A 17,301-nucleotide genomic window follows, 5' to 3' on the forward strand; every position below is an offset into this window, starting at 1 on the left:
ACCATGCCGCGAAAAGGAAACCGACTGATCGTCCGACCGACGGTAATCACTCCATTGCGCCAGTCGAATTGCGCCGGACGGCCGGTATTCCGACACGAAAGAGGGGCCGTCCGCCCGGACGGCCCCTCTTTCGCGCTCGATGCCGCGGATGGCGGCCGGCCCGCTCAACGCGGCCAGATCGGCGTCTTGGTCAGGCGTTCCCACTCCAGGTCCGGGACTCCCGGCACCGTGCGCCCGGCGCTGGCCCAGCGCTGGGCGAGTGAGGAATAGACGGGGAATGCCCCTCGGTCGGCAGGTGGCGGCGGCGGGTCCGCCACATAACGGCTCTTCGGAATGAAGGCCATCCGCTCCCATTTACCGGGATCGGGCGCCATCGCTTCCCTCCCATCCGCTGCGGTTCCCGCATCATTCCACAGTCGGCGCGGCGGCGGGATTCACTCCGCCCACGTCGCACCCCGTACTGGTGTGCGACGGGCGGGGTTTTCGTGCGGGTCAGCGGGAGAGTTTCCGGGCGAGTTCCGCCGGGTCCGTCGTCGGCGCGTCGCAGGTGAACCGGCGGCACACGTAGGCGGCCGCGCCGCCGTCGACGAGCGGCCGGTCGCGCAGCAGGGGGAACTCCTCGCCGCCCGGCGCGCCGAAGGCGAGGACCGCGCCGGGAGCGGTGCCGAGCAGCGCCGCGCGGCGCAGTTCGCTCGTGGCGGCGTCGTCCGGCTCTCCGACGACGGCGACCTCGCGCGGTCCGTCGAGCAGCGCCTCCGCGGTGGCCAGGCCCCAGCCGATGAAGCGGGGAGCGCGCGGTCCGAGTGCCTTGACCACGCCGAGCGCGCCCTCGGCGGCCTCGCGGTGGGCGGTGGAGCCGGTGTGGGCGGCGTACGAGAGCAGGGCTCCCGCGGCGGCCGACCAGCCGGACGGGGTGGCGTTGTCGGTGGGGTCCTGCGGGCGGCGGATCAGCGCCTCGGCGTCGTGGGCGGTGTCGTACAGCGCCCCGCCCTCGGCGACGAACTGGTCGAGGACGATGTCGAGCAGGAATCCGGCGAACTCCAGCCAGACGCCCTCGCCCGTGACGCCCGCGAGCGCGAGGAAGCCCTCGGCGACGTCGGCGTAGTCCTCCAGGACGCCGGCGTTGGCTCCGGCCCGGCCGTCCCGTGAGGTGCGGGTGAGCCGGGCACCGGCGTCCATGTGCAGCCGTACGAGCAGGTCGGCGGCCTCCGTAGCGCGCTCGACCAGGTCGGGGCGGTCGAAGAACGCGCCGGTCTCGGCCAGCGCGGCGATCGCGAGCCCGTTCCAGGCGGCGACGACCTTGTCGTCGCGGCCGGGGCGCTCCCGCAGGTCACGGGCGGCGAGCAGGCGCGCCTTGATGGAGGCGATCCGCTCCGCGTCCGCCACTCCGGCGTCCTGCGGCAGCTGGAGCACGGAGGCGCCCTCCTCGAAGGTGCCCTCCTCCGTCACGCCGTAGTGGCGTGCCGCGTACCGGGCGTCCTCCTCGCCGAGGACCTCCGCGAGCCGGGCCGGGGTCCAGACGTAGTACGCGCCCTCGACGTGGCGGCCGGTGCCGTCGTCGGAGTCGGCGTCCAGCGCGGAGGCGAACCCGCCCTCGGAGGTGCGCAGTTCGCGGACCATGAAGTCCGCGGTCTCCAGCGCGACCCGGCGGGCCAGGTCGCTGCCGGTGGTCCGCCACAGACGGGCGTACACCCGGCACAGCAGGGCGTTGTCGTACAGCATCTTCTCGAAGTGCGGCACGACCCAGTCGCGGTCCACCGCGTAGCGGGCGAAGCCGCCGCCGAGCTGGTCGTAGATGCCGCCGCGGGCCATCGCCTCGCAGGTGTCGGCGGCCATCTGGAGGGCGCCCTCGGCGCCGGTGCGCGCGTGGTGCCGCAGCAGGAACTCCAGCGCCATCGACGGCGGGAACTTCGGCGCGCCGCCGAAGCCGCCACGGGTCGCGTCGTACTCCCGGGTCAGGCCGAGGAGCGCCTGGGCCAGCTCCTCCTCGCCGGGGACGCCGTCGCCTCCGTACGCCAGGGAGCGGGCCGCCAGGTCCGTCACGATCTTTCCGGCGACCTCGCCGACCTCGTGGCGGCGCTCGGTCCAGGCCCGGGCGACGCCGTCGAGGACGTCGCCGAAGGAGGGCATGCCGTGCTTGGCCTCGGGCGGGAAGTACGTGCCGAAGTAGAACGGCTCGGCGTCCGGGGTGAGGAAGACCGTCATGGGCCAGCCGCCCTGGCCGGTCGCCGCCTGGACGGCCTCCATGTAGACGGCGTCGACGTCGGGGCGCTCCTCGCGGTCGACCTTCACGGCGACGAAGTGCTCGTTGACGTAGGCGGCGGTGGTGTCGTCCTCGAAGGACTCGTGGGCCATCACGTGGCACCAGTGACAGCTGCTGTAGCCGACGCTGAGCAGCACGGGAACGTCGCGCCGGCGCGCCTCGTCGAAGGCCTCGGCCGACCACGGCCACCAGTCGACCGGGTTGTCCGCGTGCTGGAGGAGATAGGGGGACGTCTCATGGGCCAGTCTGTTCGGCATGCTTCCCATCCTCGCCCACTCGGCGGACCCCCGGCCATGCGCCACGGGTGAGCGGCCGGCGAACGGGGCAGTGATGCGGGAAGCGGCCCCGTTCCTCGCACTGGCTCTGCGAGGAACGGGGCCGCTTCAGTGGAGCGGGTGGCTTCAGCCGCCGACGTTCCCGTTCTGGGAGAGGACCTCGCCCAGGATGTGCGACAGGGCGTCGTCGCCCTTCTGCTGCACGGAGTTCTGGGTGCAGGTCTGGTTCGAGATCGGGTTGCCGAGCACGTCCTGGACGGCGACCGGGACGGCGATGACGCCGATCGGCACCTGGGCCTGGACCTTCTGGATGTCGAAGCAGTGCAGGACGCCACCGTTGATGAGACCGAAGTTCGGGCTCATGTAGCCACCGGTGTGGTTGCTGCCGATCGACTGGTGCGACGTGTTGCCGATGATGTTGGCGCTGCCACCGTCGTTGCCGGCCGCCATCGCGGTCGTCGCAGACATACCGGCGACCGAGGCCGCGACTGCCGCCGTAGCAAGAACCTTCTTGATCACGAGTCTTCCTTCTTGAGCTCGAGGGCCCTGTAACGCTCCGTTACCCGAAGCACGCTGATCAACTGCGGGCGGGAGGATTGGTTCCGGGGGGTCACTCGGACGCGGTATTCGGCAGATGAACGCCATCGGACGGGAGGTCTACGGCCGCCCGTTCGGCCCGGTCCGGAGTGCCGTACGGGGCCCGGCAGCGCCCGGCCGATCGCGTCGCTCCCTCGCGCCGACGCGCGTCACGCAGGACACTTGTTCCCGGAAAGCGGAAGCTCTCGGAGGGGGACGCACATGCGGGACAGCCACCGGGCCGATGCCGAACGGCTGCTGGCGCGCGCCGTGGAGGAGGAGGTGCGCCGCTCCGGGGGCCGCACCGACTCGGCGGCACTGCTGGCGCGCGGCCGGGCCGCGCTGGACACCATGGCGGCGGGTGCGGGCGAGGAGTACGGGGCCTATCTGCGGGCCCTCGAGGAGACGGAGGCGGAGATCCCGCCGGCCGCCGGGCGGCCGGCGGCGGGAACTCCCGCGCTGGTCGCGGCCGTCGCGGCGGTCGCGGCCGTCGGCGCGGACCTGGCCCTGGGCACACCGGCAGGTACGGCGCTGGGCGCCGGGGCGGTGGTGGCGGTGGCGGGCGCGGCGGCGACCGTCCTGAAGGTGACGGCCGCTCAGTGGCCGGCCGCGCGCCGCCGCGCCGGGGCGCTCGGCCGGCCCGGCGGGCCCGAGCAGCTCCGGCTGCAGTGGCTGACCGCCCTGGAGGTGCGGGGCGTCCGGCCGTTCCTGGAGCAGCAGCGGGTGCTGCTCGCGACCGCCGCGCAGCCGCCGCAGAAGGTGGTCGCGCAGCTGCGCGGCGCGGACCGGAGCGCGGCGGCCCGCCGACGCACGGTGCTGGAGCAGTCGTTCGGCCATCTGCCGGACCCGGGCGGGCCGTTCGCGGGCCGGCGGGCGGAGCTGGCGCAGATCACCCAGTGGGTGCAGGCCGGCCGGGTGGCCACGACGTCCCGGCCGACGGTCGTGGTGCTGCACGGCGAGCCGGGTTCGGGCCGCACCACGCTGGCGGTGCGGGCGGCGCACGCGCTGCGGGACCAGTTCCGCGGTGCGTGCGTGGTGGACCTGCGGGGCGGCGGGACGCGCGGCGAGAAGCCGTTGTCGACGCGGGAGGCGCTGCTGCACCTGCTGAACCGGCTGGGCGCCCCGCGCGAGCAGCTGCTGTTCCGCGAGCGCACCTCGGCCGAGCAACAGGTGCGCAGGCTGGCGGAGTTGTACCACCAGCATCTGACGGGTCTGCCGGTGACGGTGATCCTGGACGACGCGGTGGACGCCGAGCAGGTCCGCACGCTGCTGCCGGAGCGCTCGGACAGCCTGGTCCTGGTCACCTGCCGGGAGCCGCTGGACCTCGGCGAGGGGGTGCCCGCCGCCCTGCACCAGCTGCCGGTGGCGGCGCTCGACGCGGCGGGGGCGGAGGAACTCCTGCGGGAGGCGGCCGAGACGCCCGACCCGGGACCGTACGACTCCGAGGCCTTCGAGCGGATCCGGGACCTGTGCGGGGGACTGCCGCTGGCACTGCGGGTGGCGGGCTCCTCGCTGGGCCGCCGCTCGATGAGCGACCTGGCACACCTGCTGGAGCGCCCCGGCTGGGGCGGGCATCCGCTCGACCGGTCGCTGTCGGTGCGGTACTTCACCGACCTCGACGACGACGGGCGGCGGCTGCTGCGCCGGCTCGCGCTCGCCGGGCGGGCCTCGCTGGGCGCGGCCGCGGCGGCCGCGCTGCTCGGCGGGAACGGGCCGGACGGGGCCCGGCTGCTGCGGGAGCTGGCCCGGACCGGGCTCCTCGACCACGTGCGCGGCGAGCGGTACCGGCTGCACGACGCGGTGCGCGGCTTCGCCGCGGCCCGGCTCCTCGACGAGGAGGACGCTGCGGAGATCGCGGCGGCCCAGGAGCGGCTGATCCAGAACTACGCGGAGCTGGCCGACGCGGTGATCCGGATGGTCGACGGCAAGATGTCGACCCGCGCCGACCGGTTCGGCGGCCACGGCTTCGGTTCACTGGACGCGGCGCTGCGCTGGCTGGACGACGAGTCCAGCTTCATCACGGCCGCGCTGCGGCACGCCGAGGGCGTCGACCAGCAGACGGTGCTGAACCTGCTGGGCGCCCTCTGCGACTACTGCCTGCTGCGCGGCGACCTCTACCGTCTCGGCGAGATCAACGAGCTGACCGACGCGGTCGGGCAGGGCCTGCTGTCCCGTTCGGTGCAGTGGCGGACCGGCATCGCGGCCCGCCAGCTCGGCGAGCTCGACAAGGCCCGCACCACGCTGACCTCGGTGGTCTCCCTCTACCAGGAGGCGCACCAGGACGCGGGGGCGGCGCTCGCGCTCTGCTCGCTCGGCATCACGCTGCACCACCAGGGCAACCTGACCGAGGCCGCGGCGAAGCTGCGCGAGGCGCTCGCGCTGCAGGAGCCGGCCTCGCTCGCGGCGGACCGGGGCTGGACGCTGCACGCGCTGGCCGCCGTCGAACGGGACCGGGCGAACCTGGCGGAGGCGCTCGTGCTGCTCGGCAGGGCGCTGGAGCTGCACCGGGAGAACGAGTCGCTGCACGGCGAGGCCTGGGCCCACTTCCAGCTGGGCCAGGTCTGCCTGCGCATGGGCGACGTGGAGCGTGCCGACTCCGAACTGCGCCAGGCCCTCGAACAGTACGGCCGCACCCACGACGGGCGCGGCGAGGCGTGGGCGCTCACCCAGCTCGCCCGGGCCCGGCTCGTCGAGGGGGACGCCTCGCCCGCGGTCGACGGGCTGCGGCAGGCGCTGTCCCGCCACCGGGAGCAGGAGGACGCCCGGGGCGAGGCCTGGACGCTGTACTACCTGGGGCAGGCGCTGGAGGAGCGGGGTGACCGGAACCAGGCGGTCCGGGAGCTGGAGCGGGCGCGCACGATGTTCTCCCGGATGCGGGACGTGTACGGGCTGGCCTGCGCCCGCCACCACTCGGGCCGGGTGACCCGGGACCAGCGGGCGGCCCAGACCGGGAACCTGCGCAACTCCGGGTTCGCCCGGCAGCTCCTGGTGGACGCCCGGGCGGACTTCCACCGCATCGGGGTCGCGCACGGCGAGGCGTGGACGTGCCTGGAGCTGGCGATCGTGGACGCCGGGAACGGCAAGGCCGTGCAGGCCCTGGAACTGTGCGAGGAGGCGAGCCGGCTCTTCCTGTCGTACGGGGACCGGCGGGGCTCCGACTGGGCGCGGTTCCTGCGCTGCACGCTGCTCCCGTACGCGTCGCCGGGGGACGTGGAGGCGGCGACGGCGCTGGCCCGGGAGGAACTGGCCCGGCTCGTCGAGGAGCGCCATCCGAGCCGTGACGGGAAGCTGGAGGACTGCGCGGAGGCGTACGCCCTGGTGCTGGAGCGCGGGGTCCACGCGTCGGCCGGCTGGCAGGCGTGGACGCTGGGGATGGTCCCGAACCGTCACGCCCGCGAGGTGATGGGCGTGCCGGTGCCCGGGCGGGAGCCGGAGCCGGACCAGACGGGCTGACCGGGTACGCCCGGGCGCGGGCTCCGCCGTCTCCGAGGAGGCGGGAGCCCGCGCCGGGCGGCCGCGGTCACTTCTCCGGGGTGCCCGTGCCCTGCTGCGGGGACGCCGCCGGGCCGCCCGAGGGGCCGGGGGCCTCCTCGAAGGAGACCTTGCCCATGTGGCGGTTCATCGACTTCATCAGCAGCCAGACGGCGACGGCCATCACGGCGAAGACGACGAACCCGAGGACGCCGGGGGTCACCTTGTTCTTGTCCAGCTCTTCGGCGGCGAAGGGGACAAGCTGGGTCAGTGCCAGGTGTGCGCTCATGTCAGGCATTGTCGCGGATGCCCGCGAAGAGGTCGCTCTCGGGGAGGGAGGTGTCGACCAGCGCCTTGCTGAGCTCGTACTCCTCCGTCGGCCAGACCTCCTTCTGGATCTCCATCGGGACGCGGAACCAGCCGCCGTCCGGGTCGATCTGGGTGCGGTGGGCGATCAGCGCCTTGTCGCGGGTCTCGAAGAAGTCCGCGCAGGGCACGAAGGTGGTCAGCGTGCGCTCGGCGCGCTGGAACTCCTTCCAGCGCTCCAGCCACTCGCCGTACGGGGACTCCATGCCGCGTTCGAGCAGCGCCTCGTGCAGGGCGAGGGTGCGGGGACGGTTGAAGCCCTGGTTGTAGTAGAGCTTCTGCGGCTGGAAGGCCGGGCCGTACTCCGCCTCCGGGTACTTCTCGGTGTCCGCCGCGGCGTCGAACGCCACCATCGTGATCTTGTGGGTCATGATGTGGTCGGGGTGCGGGTAGCCGCCGTTCTCGTCGTAGGTCGTCACGACCTGCGGACGGAACGCCCGGATCTTGCGGACGAGCTCGCCCGCCGCCACGTCGACGTCCTCCAGGGCGAAACAGCCCTCGGGCAGCGGCGGCAGCGGGTCGCCCTCCGGCAGGCCGGAGTCGACGAAGCCCAGCCACTCCTGCGAGACGCCCAGGATCTCGCGGGCCTCGTCCATCTCCTTGCGGCGCACCTCGTGGATGTTCGCCTCGATGTAGGCGTCGCCCTGGAGCTGGGGATTGAGGACGGAGCCGCGCTCGCCGCCCGTGCAGGTCACCACAAGGACCTCCACCCCCTCGGACACGTACTTGGCCATCGTGGCCGCGCCCTTGCTCGACTCGTCGTCGGGGTGGGCGTGAACGGCCATCAGTCGCAGCTGCTCAGTCAAGACTCGATCCTCAGTGATTGGTCGCGGAGGGAGGTCTCTATAGTGACGGAACCGGGGGGCCGAATATTCCGGGCACCCCCGGCGTCGAGAGGAACGATCATGAGCGCGGTCCAGGGCCGGCTGCCCGACGGGCGCTACGGCCGCTCCGCGGACGAGCGCGCCGACCGGAAGCTCAGGATCGCCGGCGCCGTGCTCGGCGTGATGTTCCTCGGCCTGATGAGCTGGTTCGGCTGGCACTACGTCGTCGACAGCAGGATCAGCGCCGAGATGATCAAGTTCGACGTCGTCAGCGACACCGAGGTCCAGGTGCACCTCGAGGTGCGCAAGGACGGCGACGCCCACGGCGTCTGCACCCTGCGCACCCGCTCCGAGGACGGGGCCGAGGTCGGCCGCAAGGACGTCCGCGTCGACGACGCCGCCGACCGGGTCGACCGCGTCTGGTCGGTCCGCACGACGGCCCGGGCGACCAGCGCCGAGCTCCTGGGGTGTACCGCACGGTAGCGGCGGGTAGTGACCGGGCGGCGCGTCGATCTCCGATTCACGGGCTCACCTGGGACGACGACATCCTGATGGTTTTTGTCCTCCCCCTTTTCGCCACAAATTGTTAGGCTCGTGGTTTCGCCCACCCAGGAAGGACGATCCTTCAGGGTAGGGCGATGCTTTGTATTCCCAGTACCTACGAGGAGCACCTGTGACCCAGACCAGCGACAACGTCACCTGGCTCACCCAGGAGGCGTACAACCAGCTCAAGGCCGAGCTGGAGTACCTGTCTGGTCCCGCGCGAACCGAGATCGCCGCCAAGATCGCCGCGGCGCGCGAGGAGGGCGACCTGCGCGAGAACGGCGGGTACCACGCGGCCAAGGAGGAGCAGGGCAAGCAGGAACTCCGCGTGCGCCAGCTCACCCAGCTCCTGGAGCACGCCAAGGTCGGCGAGTCCCCGGCGGACGACGGTGTCGTCGAGCCCGGCATGGTCGTCACCATCGCCTTCGACGGCGACGAGGACGACACGATGACCTTCCTCCTGGCCTCCCGCGAGTACGCCAGCGGCGACATCGAGACCTACTCGCCGCAGTCCCCGCTCGGCGTCGGCGTCAACGGCAAGAAGGCCGGGGACGACGCCGAGTACGAGCTGCCGAACGGCAAGAAGGCCGCGGTGAAGATCCTCAGCGCCAAGCCGTACACCGGCTGAGCCGCCGTCCGCACGTCCGGGCCGGACCCCTCGGGGTCCGGCCCTTCGTCTTGCATGCACATGCAATGATGCGATGCTGACGACGTGTCACAGGGGGGACGACAGCGTGCTGGGACCGCTGCGCGAGGGCGCGCCACGGCAGATCGGACCGTACGAGGTCCTGGCGCGGCTCGGCGCCGGAGGCATGGGCGAGGTCTTCCTGGCCCGGGACACCCGGGAGGGCGCCGCGGACGGCGTCCACGTCGCCCTGAAGACGGTACGGCGGGACTTCGCCGGCGACCCGGGCTTCCGGGACCGCTTCCGGCGCGAGATCAAGGTCGCGGGCGTGGTGCGGAGCGCGTACGCCGCCGCACCCGTCGGCGGGGACGCCGACGCCGAGGTGCCCTGGCTCGCCACCGCGTACGTGCCCGGCCCCAGCCTCTCCCAGGCCGTGCGGCGGGAGGGCCCGCTGCCCGTGGCGACGGTGCGGGAGCTGGGCGCGGGAGTGGCCCGCGCACTCGCCGACCTGCACGCGGCCGGGGTCCTGCACCGTGACCTCAAGCCGGGCAACGTGATGCTCGACGTCACCGGGCCGCGCCTGATCGACTTCGGGATCGCCCGCAGCAGCGGGGCCACCACCATGACCGCGACCGGGATGATGGTCGGCACCCCGGCCTTCATGTCGCCCGAGCACGTGGCGGGCGCCCGGAAGGTGACCGCCGCCTCGGACGTCTTCTGCCTCGGCTCCCTGCTCTGCTACGCGGCGACCGGCGAGGACCCCTTCGGCGACGGCCCGCTGGCCGCCGTCCTCTACCGGGTCTCGCAGGCCGAGGCGGACCTGGGGCGGGTCCCGGAGGAGCTGCGCGAGGTGATCGGCGCGTGCCTGGCCCTCGACCCCGCGGCCCGGCCGACCCCCGAGCGGCTGGTGGAGCTGCTCGGCGGGGAGCGGGCGCCGTCCTGGCCGCAGGGCGTACGGGAGCACATCGGGGAGTACGGGGCGGAGCTGGCGCGGCTGGTGGCCTCGGGAGGGCCGCTGCTGCCGCTGCCGGGCGGGCCCGTGGTGACGTCCGGGCCGCCCGGACCGCACTCCGTACCGACCCAGGCACCGGTGGCTCCGGCGCCTGCCGCCGCCCCGCGCCGGGGACGCCGGGCGCTGATCGCGGCCGTGGTGGCGCTCGCGGTGGCCGCCGGCGGGATCGGCGCCTACCTGCTGTGGCCCGAGGGCGCCGGGCCGAAGCGGACGCCGCCGCCGAAGGCGGCGCCGCCGGCGCCCGCCGGGCTGCGGATCCCGGGCGTGGACGACCGCGGCCTGGCGGACGCGTCGGGGGTGGTGCCGCAGAACGCGGCGCAGCGGCCGGCGGGCTGGAAGCCCTGGCGGACGAGGCTGGGCGCCCCGGCGTTCGGATGCTCGGCCGGGGAGCGGGTGCTCGTGTGCCGGAGGACGGACGGACGCTTCGAGGCGCTGGATCCGGCGACGGGCAGGAAGCTGTGGGAGGCGGCCGGCACCGAGGGCAACCGGAACGGCTTCAGTTACATCACCGCGAACGGCGAGACGTGGATCGCCGGCGGGGCGACCCGGCCGACGGTTCACGACACGTCCGTCGTCCTCGCCTCCTCGGACGGGCTGGAGGTCCGGGACGCCGTCACCGGCGCCGTCCGCTGGAAGAAGGACGCGTGGGACGCGCAGGGGACCGGCACGCGCCCGATCGTCGCGGACGGCGTGGTCTTCGCGACGACGGCCGAGGGCGAGGACGCCGGGTCGAGCCGGGTGGGCATGACCGCCTTCTCCCTGGCCGACGGCCGGGTGCTGTGGAGGAAGGCGTTGACGAACAACACGCTCGCCGACTCCGAGAAGCGGCCGTACGAGCCGGTGGCCTACGCGAAGGGCCTGGTGTACGCGCTCACCGACGGCGGTCTCACCGCCTTCGACGCGAAGACCGGCGCCGTGCACGGCCAGGTCGACCCGAGCGCCCAGCAGTGCTGGGAGCTGATGGTCCTCGGCCCTTCGGCCTACTGCGCGGACGTCTCGCGGCCGAAGGGGCGGCTGCACGCCCTCGACTCCGCCACCCTGGCCGAGAAGGGCAGCGTCCCCGCCGCCGTGGCGGAGCCGGCCCCCTCCGTGATCGGCCCGAACGCCGTCGTCGTCCTGGACGGCAGGCTCACGATCCGCGATCCGCGCGACGGCCGCGTCCTCGGGTCGTACCCGACCGGGGCCGCCCCCGCGGGGCTGAAGCAGGGCCTGTCCCGTCCGCTCCTCGCCGGCGACCAGGTGGTGTGGGCCGACTACTCCGCTCTCCACACCGTGCGCCTCGGCGCGGACGGCAGGCCCGCGGGCCTGCGGACGACGCCCGTGCCCGGCGCTCCCGGCCCGCGGGCCGAGGAGGACGCCTACGACCTGAACTGGGGCGTCCTCTTCCACAAGCAGATCCGGCAGCCCGAGGTGCTCCCGGTCGGCGGGATCGCCTACGTCGTCTTCGACCGCGGCGTCGTGTCCGCGGTGGAACTTCCCCGTTAAGGGCTGTCCCGCCGGGGATTGCGGGACAGCCCTCAGGGGGTGTCCCGCCGATCCGGGCTGATCGGCAGGACACCGCAAGATCGGCAAGCCACCCTTGGCACCCCCCGAAAGGACGTGTTCGGTGCTGGAAGCACTGCCCCCCGGCCCGCCCCGGCTGGTCGGCCCCTACCGGCTGCTCGCCCGCCTCGGCGCGGGCGGCATGGGCGAGGTCCACCTGGCCTGCCGGGCGGACGAGCCGACGGCCGATCCGCACCGGATGGTCGCGGTGAAGACGGTCCGCGGGGACCTGGAGGTCGACGGGGACTTCCGGACCCGGTTCCGCCGCGAGATCACGGCGGCCCGGGCGGTGAGCAGCCCGTACGCGGCGCGCCTGGTCGACGCCGACGCGGACGCGCCGGCGCCCTGGCTCGCGACCGAGTACGTGCCCGGGCCCTCGCTCGCCGAGGCCGTCGTGCGGTCCGGTGCGCTGCCGGCCGGGGCGGTACGGGCGCTCGGCGCGGCGCTCGCGCGGGCGCTGCGGGCGGTCCACGAGGCGAAGGTGCTGCACCGGGACCTGAAGCCGGCGAACGTGCTCCTGGGACCGGGCGGGCCGAAGCTGATCGACTTCGGCATCGCGCAGGCCTTCGAGGCGACCGCGCTGACCTCGACCGGCCTGGTGGTGGGCTCGCCCGGGTTCATGTCGCCGGAGCACCTGACGGGCAGCCGGGCGGTCGTCCCGGCGTCGGACGTGTTCTGCCTGGGCGCGGTGCTGGCCTTCGCCGCGAGCGGGCGCGGGCCGTTCCACGACGACGAGATGGCCGCCGTGATCTTCCGGATCAGCCGGGCGGAGGCCGACCTGTCCGGTGTGCCGGAGGAGCTGCGGCCGGTCGTGGAGCGCTGCCTGCGGCCGGATCCGGCGGACCGGCCGACCGCGGCGGAGCTGGTCGGCCTGCTCGGCGCCGAGGCACCGGAGGTGTTCCCGTGGCCGGGCGGGGTGCTGTCCCTGCTCGCCGAGCACGGGGAGGCGGCCCGTGGCATCGGGGAGGCGGCCGCCTCGGGCGCGGGCGTGGCGGACCTGCCGACGCTCGCGCCGGTGGTGCCGTACTCCCCCACGGCTCTCGGGCAGCGGCCCGCCGCCGCCGCCGTGCCGGAGCCGCGACGGCGGCCCTGGGGCCGGTGGGTGGCCGCCGCCGTCGCGGTGGCGGTCGTGGCCACGGTCGGTGCGGTGCTGGTCGACCGGCAGGGCGGGCGGGGGAACACGGCGGGCGGGACGGCCGGAGGGGCGGGCGCCACGGCCGGGCCGGCCGGCGGATCCTCGCCGAGCGCCGGCTCCCCGGCGCCGAGCACGCCGAGGACCCTGAGCCAGGTCGTGCAGCCGTACGGCGGCGAGGGCCGCTCCGGTGACTTCGGCACGGTGGGTACCGACCGCGCGTACCGACCGGCGGGCTGGTCTCCCTGGACGACCAAGGTCGACACCGATGTCACCGGCTGCGCCCTCTCCCCCGAGGTGCTCCTCTGCCCGGGCACGGCCGGCTCGGCCGTCGCGCTGAGGGCGGCGGACGGCGAGAAGCTGTGGTCGGTGCCCGGGCGGGAGCTGACCGACGCCGAGGGCATCCGGTCGCCGGCCGGCTATCCGGCCGTCGTCGGCGACACGGCGTACGTCACCGGCCCGGACGGTGTGGTCGCCTACGGCCTGAAGGACGGCAGGCAGCGGGGCAGGATCGCGGCGCCGGGCGGGCGCTGGGCCCTGAAGAGCACCGACCTCGTCGACGGCGTCCTCTACTCCGGCTACCTCGACCCGGGCGACGAGACGAAGGGTCTGGTCACGGCCGTGAAGCTCGCCGACGGGGGCAGGGAGCTGTGGAGGGCGCGGCTGGACGGCGTTCCGGAGCAGCTGGTCGCGGGCGGGGGCCGGGTGATCGTCCCGCTCGGGGTCAGGCCGGTGGCCCTCGACGCCGCGACGGGCAGGGAGACGGCCCGCGGCGCCGCCGACCTCGTCTGCGGAGAGGTCGTCGTGCACGGGGAGAGCGTGCTCTGCGGTGCGGGACCGGACGACGGCGTCACGGTCCTCGACGCGGGGACCCTGCGCCCCCGGCGCACCCTGGGAGCGGATCTGACGATCACCGCGGGGCCGGCGGTCAACGCGGACGGCGTGGTGGCGCTGGTCGACGGCGGGAGCCGGGTGGTCACCTACGACCTGGACAGCGGGCGGGAGCGCTGGCGCGCGCAGAAATGGGTGACCCAGGCCGGTGCCCCTCTCGGGCGGGTCTGGTTCGCCGGGGACCAGGTGCTGGCGGGAGGGAGGCAGGAGGTCCTGGCCGTCCCGGTGTCCGGGCCGCCCGCGAGGCCGCAGGACATCCCGGTCCTCAGTCCCCCCGTGCCGGACGGTGTCTCCCTGACCGGCGACGCCGAGGCCGTGGCCGCCGGAGGGGCGGTCTTCCTCTCCCTCTCCGACGGCCTGGTCGTCTCGGGTTACCTCCCCCGCGCGGGTGGCGTCACGCCGTCGCCGACCGGTACTTCCTGACCGCCAGCGTCCGGAACACCACGATGATCAGCACCGACCAGAGGATCGAGGCCCACACCGGGTGCTGCATCGGCCAGGCGTCGGACGTCGAGACGCCCGGGTTGCCGAACAGGACGCGGCACGCCTGGACGGTGGCGCTGAAGGGGTTCCACTCGGCGATGGGCTGGAGCCAGGACGCCATCTGGCTGGAGTCGACGAAGGCGATCGAGATGAACGTGACCGGGAAGAGCCAGATCAGTCCGCCCGAGGTGGCGGCCTCCGGGGTGCGCACGGACAGGCCGATGAGGGCGCCGATCCAGGAGAAGGCGTAGCCGAGGAGCAACAGGAGGGCGAAGGCGCCGAGGGCCTTCGGGATGCCCTCGTGGATCCGCCAGCCGACCAGCAGGGCGACGACCGCGAGGACGACGACGGTGAGGGCGGTCTGCACGAGGTCGGCCAGGGTCCTGCCGGTGAGGACCGCGCCGCGGGCCATGGGCAGCGAGCGGAAGCGGTCGATCAGGCCCTTGTGCATGTCGTCGGCGATGCCGGCGCCCGCACCCGCCGTGGCGAAGGTGACGGTCTGGGCGAAGATGCCGGCCATCAGGAACTCGCGGTAGACGGCCGGGGAGTTCGTGCCGCCGATGGTCATCGAGCCGCCGAAGACGTAGCTGAACAGCACCACGAACATGATCGGCTGGATGAGGCCGAAGATGACCATCTCCGGGATGCGGGTCATCCGGATCAGGTTGCGTTTGGCGACGACGAGCGAGTCGCTGACGGACTGTGTGAGGGCGCCGCGCTGCTTCGGGGCGGCGGCCGCGTCGGTCAAGGTGGTCACCTGGCCGTCTCCTTCCGGTGCTGCTTGCGGCCCTCGGCCGCGACGCCGTTCTCCTCTTCCTCCGCGAGCTCGGCCGCGTGGCCGGTCAGCGAGATGAAGACGTCGTCCAGGGTGGGCCGGCGCAGACCGATGTCGTCGATCTCGACGCCGCGGGTGTCCAGTTCGCGGATGACCTCGGCGAGCAGCTTGGCGCCGCCGCTGACCGGCACGGTCAGCCGCCGGATGTGGTGCTCGACGGAGACCTCGGCCTGACCGCGGCCGGACACGCCGTAGTGGGCGAGGACCTCCCGGGCGTCCGGGATCATCTCCGGCTCGTGCACGACGACCTCGACCCGTTCGCCGCCGGTCTGGGCCTTGAGCTGGTCGGAGGTGCCGCGGGCGATCACCTTGCCGTGGTCGACGACGCAGATGTCGTGGGCCAGGTGGTCGGCCTCCTCCAGGTACTGGGTCGTCAGGAGCAGGGTCGTGCCGCCCGCGACGAGTTCCTGGATGACCTCCCAGAGCGACTGGCGGTTGCGGGGGTCGAGGCCGGTCGTGGGCTCGTCCATGAACATCACGGGCGGCGAGACGACCAGGGCCGCGGCGAGGTCGAGCCGGCGGCGCATGCCGCCGGAGTACGTCTTGGCGGTGCGGTCCGCGGCGTCGGCGAGGTGGAAGCGTTCGAGCAGCTCGTCGGCGCGGACCTTCGCCCGCTTGCCGTCCATCTGGTAGAGCCGGCCGACCATCTGGAGGTTCTCCCGGCCGGTCAGGTACTCGTCGACGGCCGCGAACTGACCGGAGAGGCCGATCGCGCGCCGGACCCGGTCGGGGTGCTCGACGACGTCGATCCCCGCGACCAGGGCCCTGCCGCTGTCCGGCTTCAGGAGGGTCGTCAGCACGCGCACGGCGGTCGTCTTCCCCGCGCCGTTCGGGCCGAGCAGGCCCAGGACCGTGCCCTCGGGTACGTCGAGATCGACGCCGTCCAGAGCTCGTACGTCGCCGAAGGTCCTCACCAGACCTTCGGCGTAGATCGCGCCTGGCATGTGGGTTCTCCCAGGGGATTCGGGCGTTTTCCACCCAAGTTTAGGTTTGAAGGGCCGGCCGCGCCCAGCGAATGTGTGACTCGGGCCACACCGTAACGCGATACATCGCGACACACAAGACACCCCTCCGGGAAAGCGCGAACGGCGGGCGCCGAAGACCTGGAGGGTCTTCAGCGCCCGCCGCTCGGAGCGTGCCCGGCGTGAGCCGTTCGGACCGGGCCGTCGCCCGCCGCTCGGCACGTGCCGGTGTCAGCCCAGCACCACGTACCCCGCGTCCCGCAGCGCGTCCCGCACCTCCACGCAGTGCTCCGGCCCCTTCGTCTCCAGGTGCAGCTCGACCTCCGCCTCCGTCAGACCCAGCCGGGGGTCGGTCCGCACGTGGCCCACGTCCAGCACGTTCGCGTCGACCACCGTCAGCACCGCGAGCAGCGTCGCCAGCGCCCCCGGCCGGTCCGTGACCCGCAGCCGCAGGCTCAGGTAGCGGCCCCCGGCCGCCATGCCGTGCCGGAGGATCCGCTGCATCAGCAGCGGGTCCACGTTCCCGCCGGACAGCACCGCCACCACCGGCCCCTGGAACGCCTTCGGATCACTCAGCAGCGCCGCCACCGGACTCGCGCCGGCCGGCTCCACCACCAGCTTCGCCCGCTCCAGGCAGAGCAGCAGCGCCGAGGAGAGGGCGTCCTCGGAGACGGTCCGCACCTCGTCGACGAACTCGCGGACGAGCGCGAACGGCACGTCGCCGGGACGCCCCACCCGGATCCCGTCCGCCATCGTCGACGGCGCCTCGATCGCCACCGGATGCCCGGCCGCCAGCGACGGCGGGTACGCGGCCGCGCCCTCCGCCTGGACACCGACCACCCGCACGTCCGGGCGCACCGACTTCACCGCCAGCCCCACACCCGCCGCGAGCCCGCCACCACCCACGCCGACCAGGATCGTGCGCACCTCCGGGCACTGCTCCAGGATCTCCAGGCCCACCGTGCCCTGCCCGGCGATGATGTCGGGGTGGTCGAAGGGGTGGATGAACACCGCGCCGGTCTCCGCCGCGTACCGCTCCGCCGCCGCCAGCGTCTCGTCCACGACATGACCGTGCAGCCGGACGTCCGCCCCGTACTCCCGGGTCGCGGCGACCTTCGGCAGCGGGGCGCCGACCGGCATGAAGACGGTGGAGCGCACCCCGAGCAGCGAGGAGGCCAGCGCGACGCCCTGCGCGTGGTTGCCGGCGGAGGCCGCCACCACCCCGGCCGCGCGCTGCTCGGGCCGCAGCCCGGAGATCCGCACGTACGCGCCGCGCAGCTTGAACGATCCGGTCCGCTGGAGGTTCTCGCACTTGAGGTGCACCGGCGCCCCCACCAGGGAGGACAGGTGGCGGCTGCCCTCCATCGCGGTGACCCGGGCCACCCCGGAGAGCATCTTCTGCGCCCCACGCACGTCGTCGAGGATCAGGGAGTGCAAGGGGCGAGTGACACGGAAGCTCATGACACCAAGTCTCGCAGCTCACCGGCACCGTGGCCGCCCG

The 17,301-nt window shown here is 73.8% G+C and carries 12 protein-coding genes; 5 read left to right on the plus strand and 7 right to left on the minus strand.

Features of this window, described 5'->3' with window-relative positions:
- Positions 1-492: 492 nt before the first annotated feature.
- Both ACE1OA_RS13135 and ACE1OA_RS13140 read right to left on the minus strand, forming a co-directional pair.
- The gene (locus ACE1OA_RS13135; RefSeq protein ID WP_356599262.1) at positions 493-2,520 is read right to left on the minus strand and encodes a thioredoxin domain-containing protein; all 2,028 of its coding nucleotides are present in this window, start codon (positions 2,518-2,520) and stop codon (positions 493-495) included.
- A gap of 144 nt (positions 2,521-2,664) precedes the next feature.
- Entirely contained in the window at positions 2,665-3,057 is a 393-nt protein-coding gene (locus tag ACE1OA_RS13140) for a rodlin (RefSeq protein WP_356599264.1), read from the minus strand.
- A gap of 279 nt (positions 3,058-3,336) precedes the next feature.
- On the opposite strand from ACE1OA_RS13140, the gene ACE1OA_RS13145 reads away from it, so the two are divergent.
- Positions 3,337-6,567 (plus strand): tetratricopeptide repeat protein, encoded by a 3,231-nt coding sequence (locus tag ACE1OA_RS13145; RefSeq protein ID WP_432752819.1) that lies wholly within the window; start codon positions 3,337-3,339, stop codon positions 6,565-6,567.
- Positions 6,568-6,634: 67 nt separating this feature from the next.
- On the opposite strand, the gene ACE1OA_RS13150 is transcribed toward ACE1OA_RS13145, so the two are convergent.
- Both ACE1OA_RS13150 and mca read right to left on the minus strand, forming a co-directional pair.
- Positions 6,635-6,883, minus strand: coding sequence for a hypothetical protein (locus ACE1OA_RS13150; RefSeq protein ID WP_356778032.1), 249 nt, complete (start codon positions 6,881-6,883; stop codon positions 6,635-6,637).
- Positions 6,876-7,757, minus strand: a complete 882-nt coding sequence (gene mca, locus ACE1OA_RS13155; RefSeq protein ID WP_356599270.1) for a mycothiol conjugate amidase Mca — start codon at positions 7,755-7,757, stop codon at positions 6,876-6,878. Before mca ends, ACE1OA_RS13150 begins: the two co-directional genes overlap by 8 nt.
- 99 nt (positions 7,758-7,856) lie before the next feature.
- On the opposite strand from mca, the gene ACE1OA_RS13160 reads away from it, so the two are divergent.
- The 4 genes from ACE1OA_RS13160 to ACE1OA_RS13175 all read left to right on the plus strand — a co-directional run bounded on the left by ACE1OA_RS13160 (position 7,857) and on the right by ACE1OA_RS13175 (position 13,943).
- The gene (locus ACE1OA_RS13160) at positions 7,857-8,258 is read left to right on the plus strand and encodes a DUF4307 domain-containing protein (protein ID WP_356599272.1); all 402 of its coding nucleotides are present in this window, start codon (positions 7,857-7,859) and stop codon (positions 8,256-8,258) included.
- Positions 8,259-8,448: 190 nt separating this feature from the next.
- Entirely contained in the window at positions 8,449-8,946 is a 498-nt protein-coding gene (greA, locus tag ACE1OA_RS13165) for a transcription elongation factor GreA (protein ID WP_147980950.1), read from the plus strand.
- A gap of 106 nt (positions 8,947-9,052) precedes the next feature.
- Positions 9,053-11,440 (plus strand): protein kinase domain-containing protein, encoded by a 2,388-nt coding sequence (locus ACE1OA_RS13170; RefSeq protein WP_432752820.1) that lies wholly within the window; start codon positions 9,053-9,055, stop codon positions 11,438-11,440.
- Between the two features lie 121 nt (positions 11,441-11,561).
- On the plus strand, positions 11,562-13,943 hold the full coding sequence (locus ACE1OA_RS13175; protein WP_432752821.1) for a protein kinase domain-containing protein: 2,382 nt from the start codon (positions 11,562-11,564) through the stop codon (positions 13,941-13,943).
- Here the strand turns inward: ACE1OA_RS13175 and ACE1OA_RS13180 are convergent.
- The 3 genes from ACE1OA_RS13180 to ilvA all read right to left on the minus strand — a co-directional run bounded on the left by ACE1OA_RS13180 (position 13,915) and on the right by ilvA (position 17,261).
- Complete coding sequence (locus ACE1OA_RS13180; RefSeq protein ID WP_356599278.1) at positions 13,915-14,760, minus strand: ABC transporter permease; 846 nt, start codon at positions 14,758-14,760, stop codon at positions 13,915-13,917. The genes ACE1OA_RS13175 and ACE1OA_RS13180 overlap by 29 nt on opposite strands.
- Complete coding sequence (locus ACE1OA_RS13185) at positions 14,757-15,782, minus strand: ATP-binding cassette domain-containing protein (protein WP_356599280.1); 1,026 nt, start codon at positions 15,780-15,782, stop codon at positions 14,757-14,759. The genes ACE1OA_RS13180 and ACE1OA_RS13185 overlap by 4 nt, the downstream gene beginning before the upstream one ends.
- A gap of 249 nt (positions 15,783-16,031) precedes the next feature.
- A complete protein-coding gene (gene ilvA / locus ACE1OA_RS13190) occupies positions 16,032-17,261 on the minus strand; it encodes a threonine ammonia-lyase (RefSeq protein WP_356599282.1) in 1,230 nt (409 codons plus the stop codon).
- Positions 17,262-17,301 lie beyond the last annotated feature (40 nt).

Source organism: Streptomyces sp. JL2001 (assembly GCF_050917515.1).
Classification (GTDB): domain Bacteria; phylum Actinomycetota; class Actinomycetes; order Streptomycetales; family Streptomycetaceae; genus Streptomyces.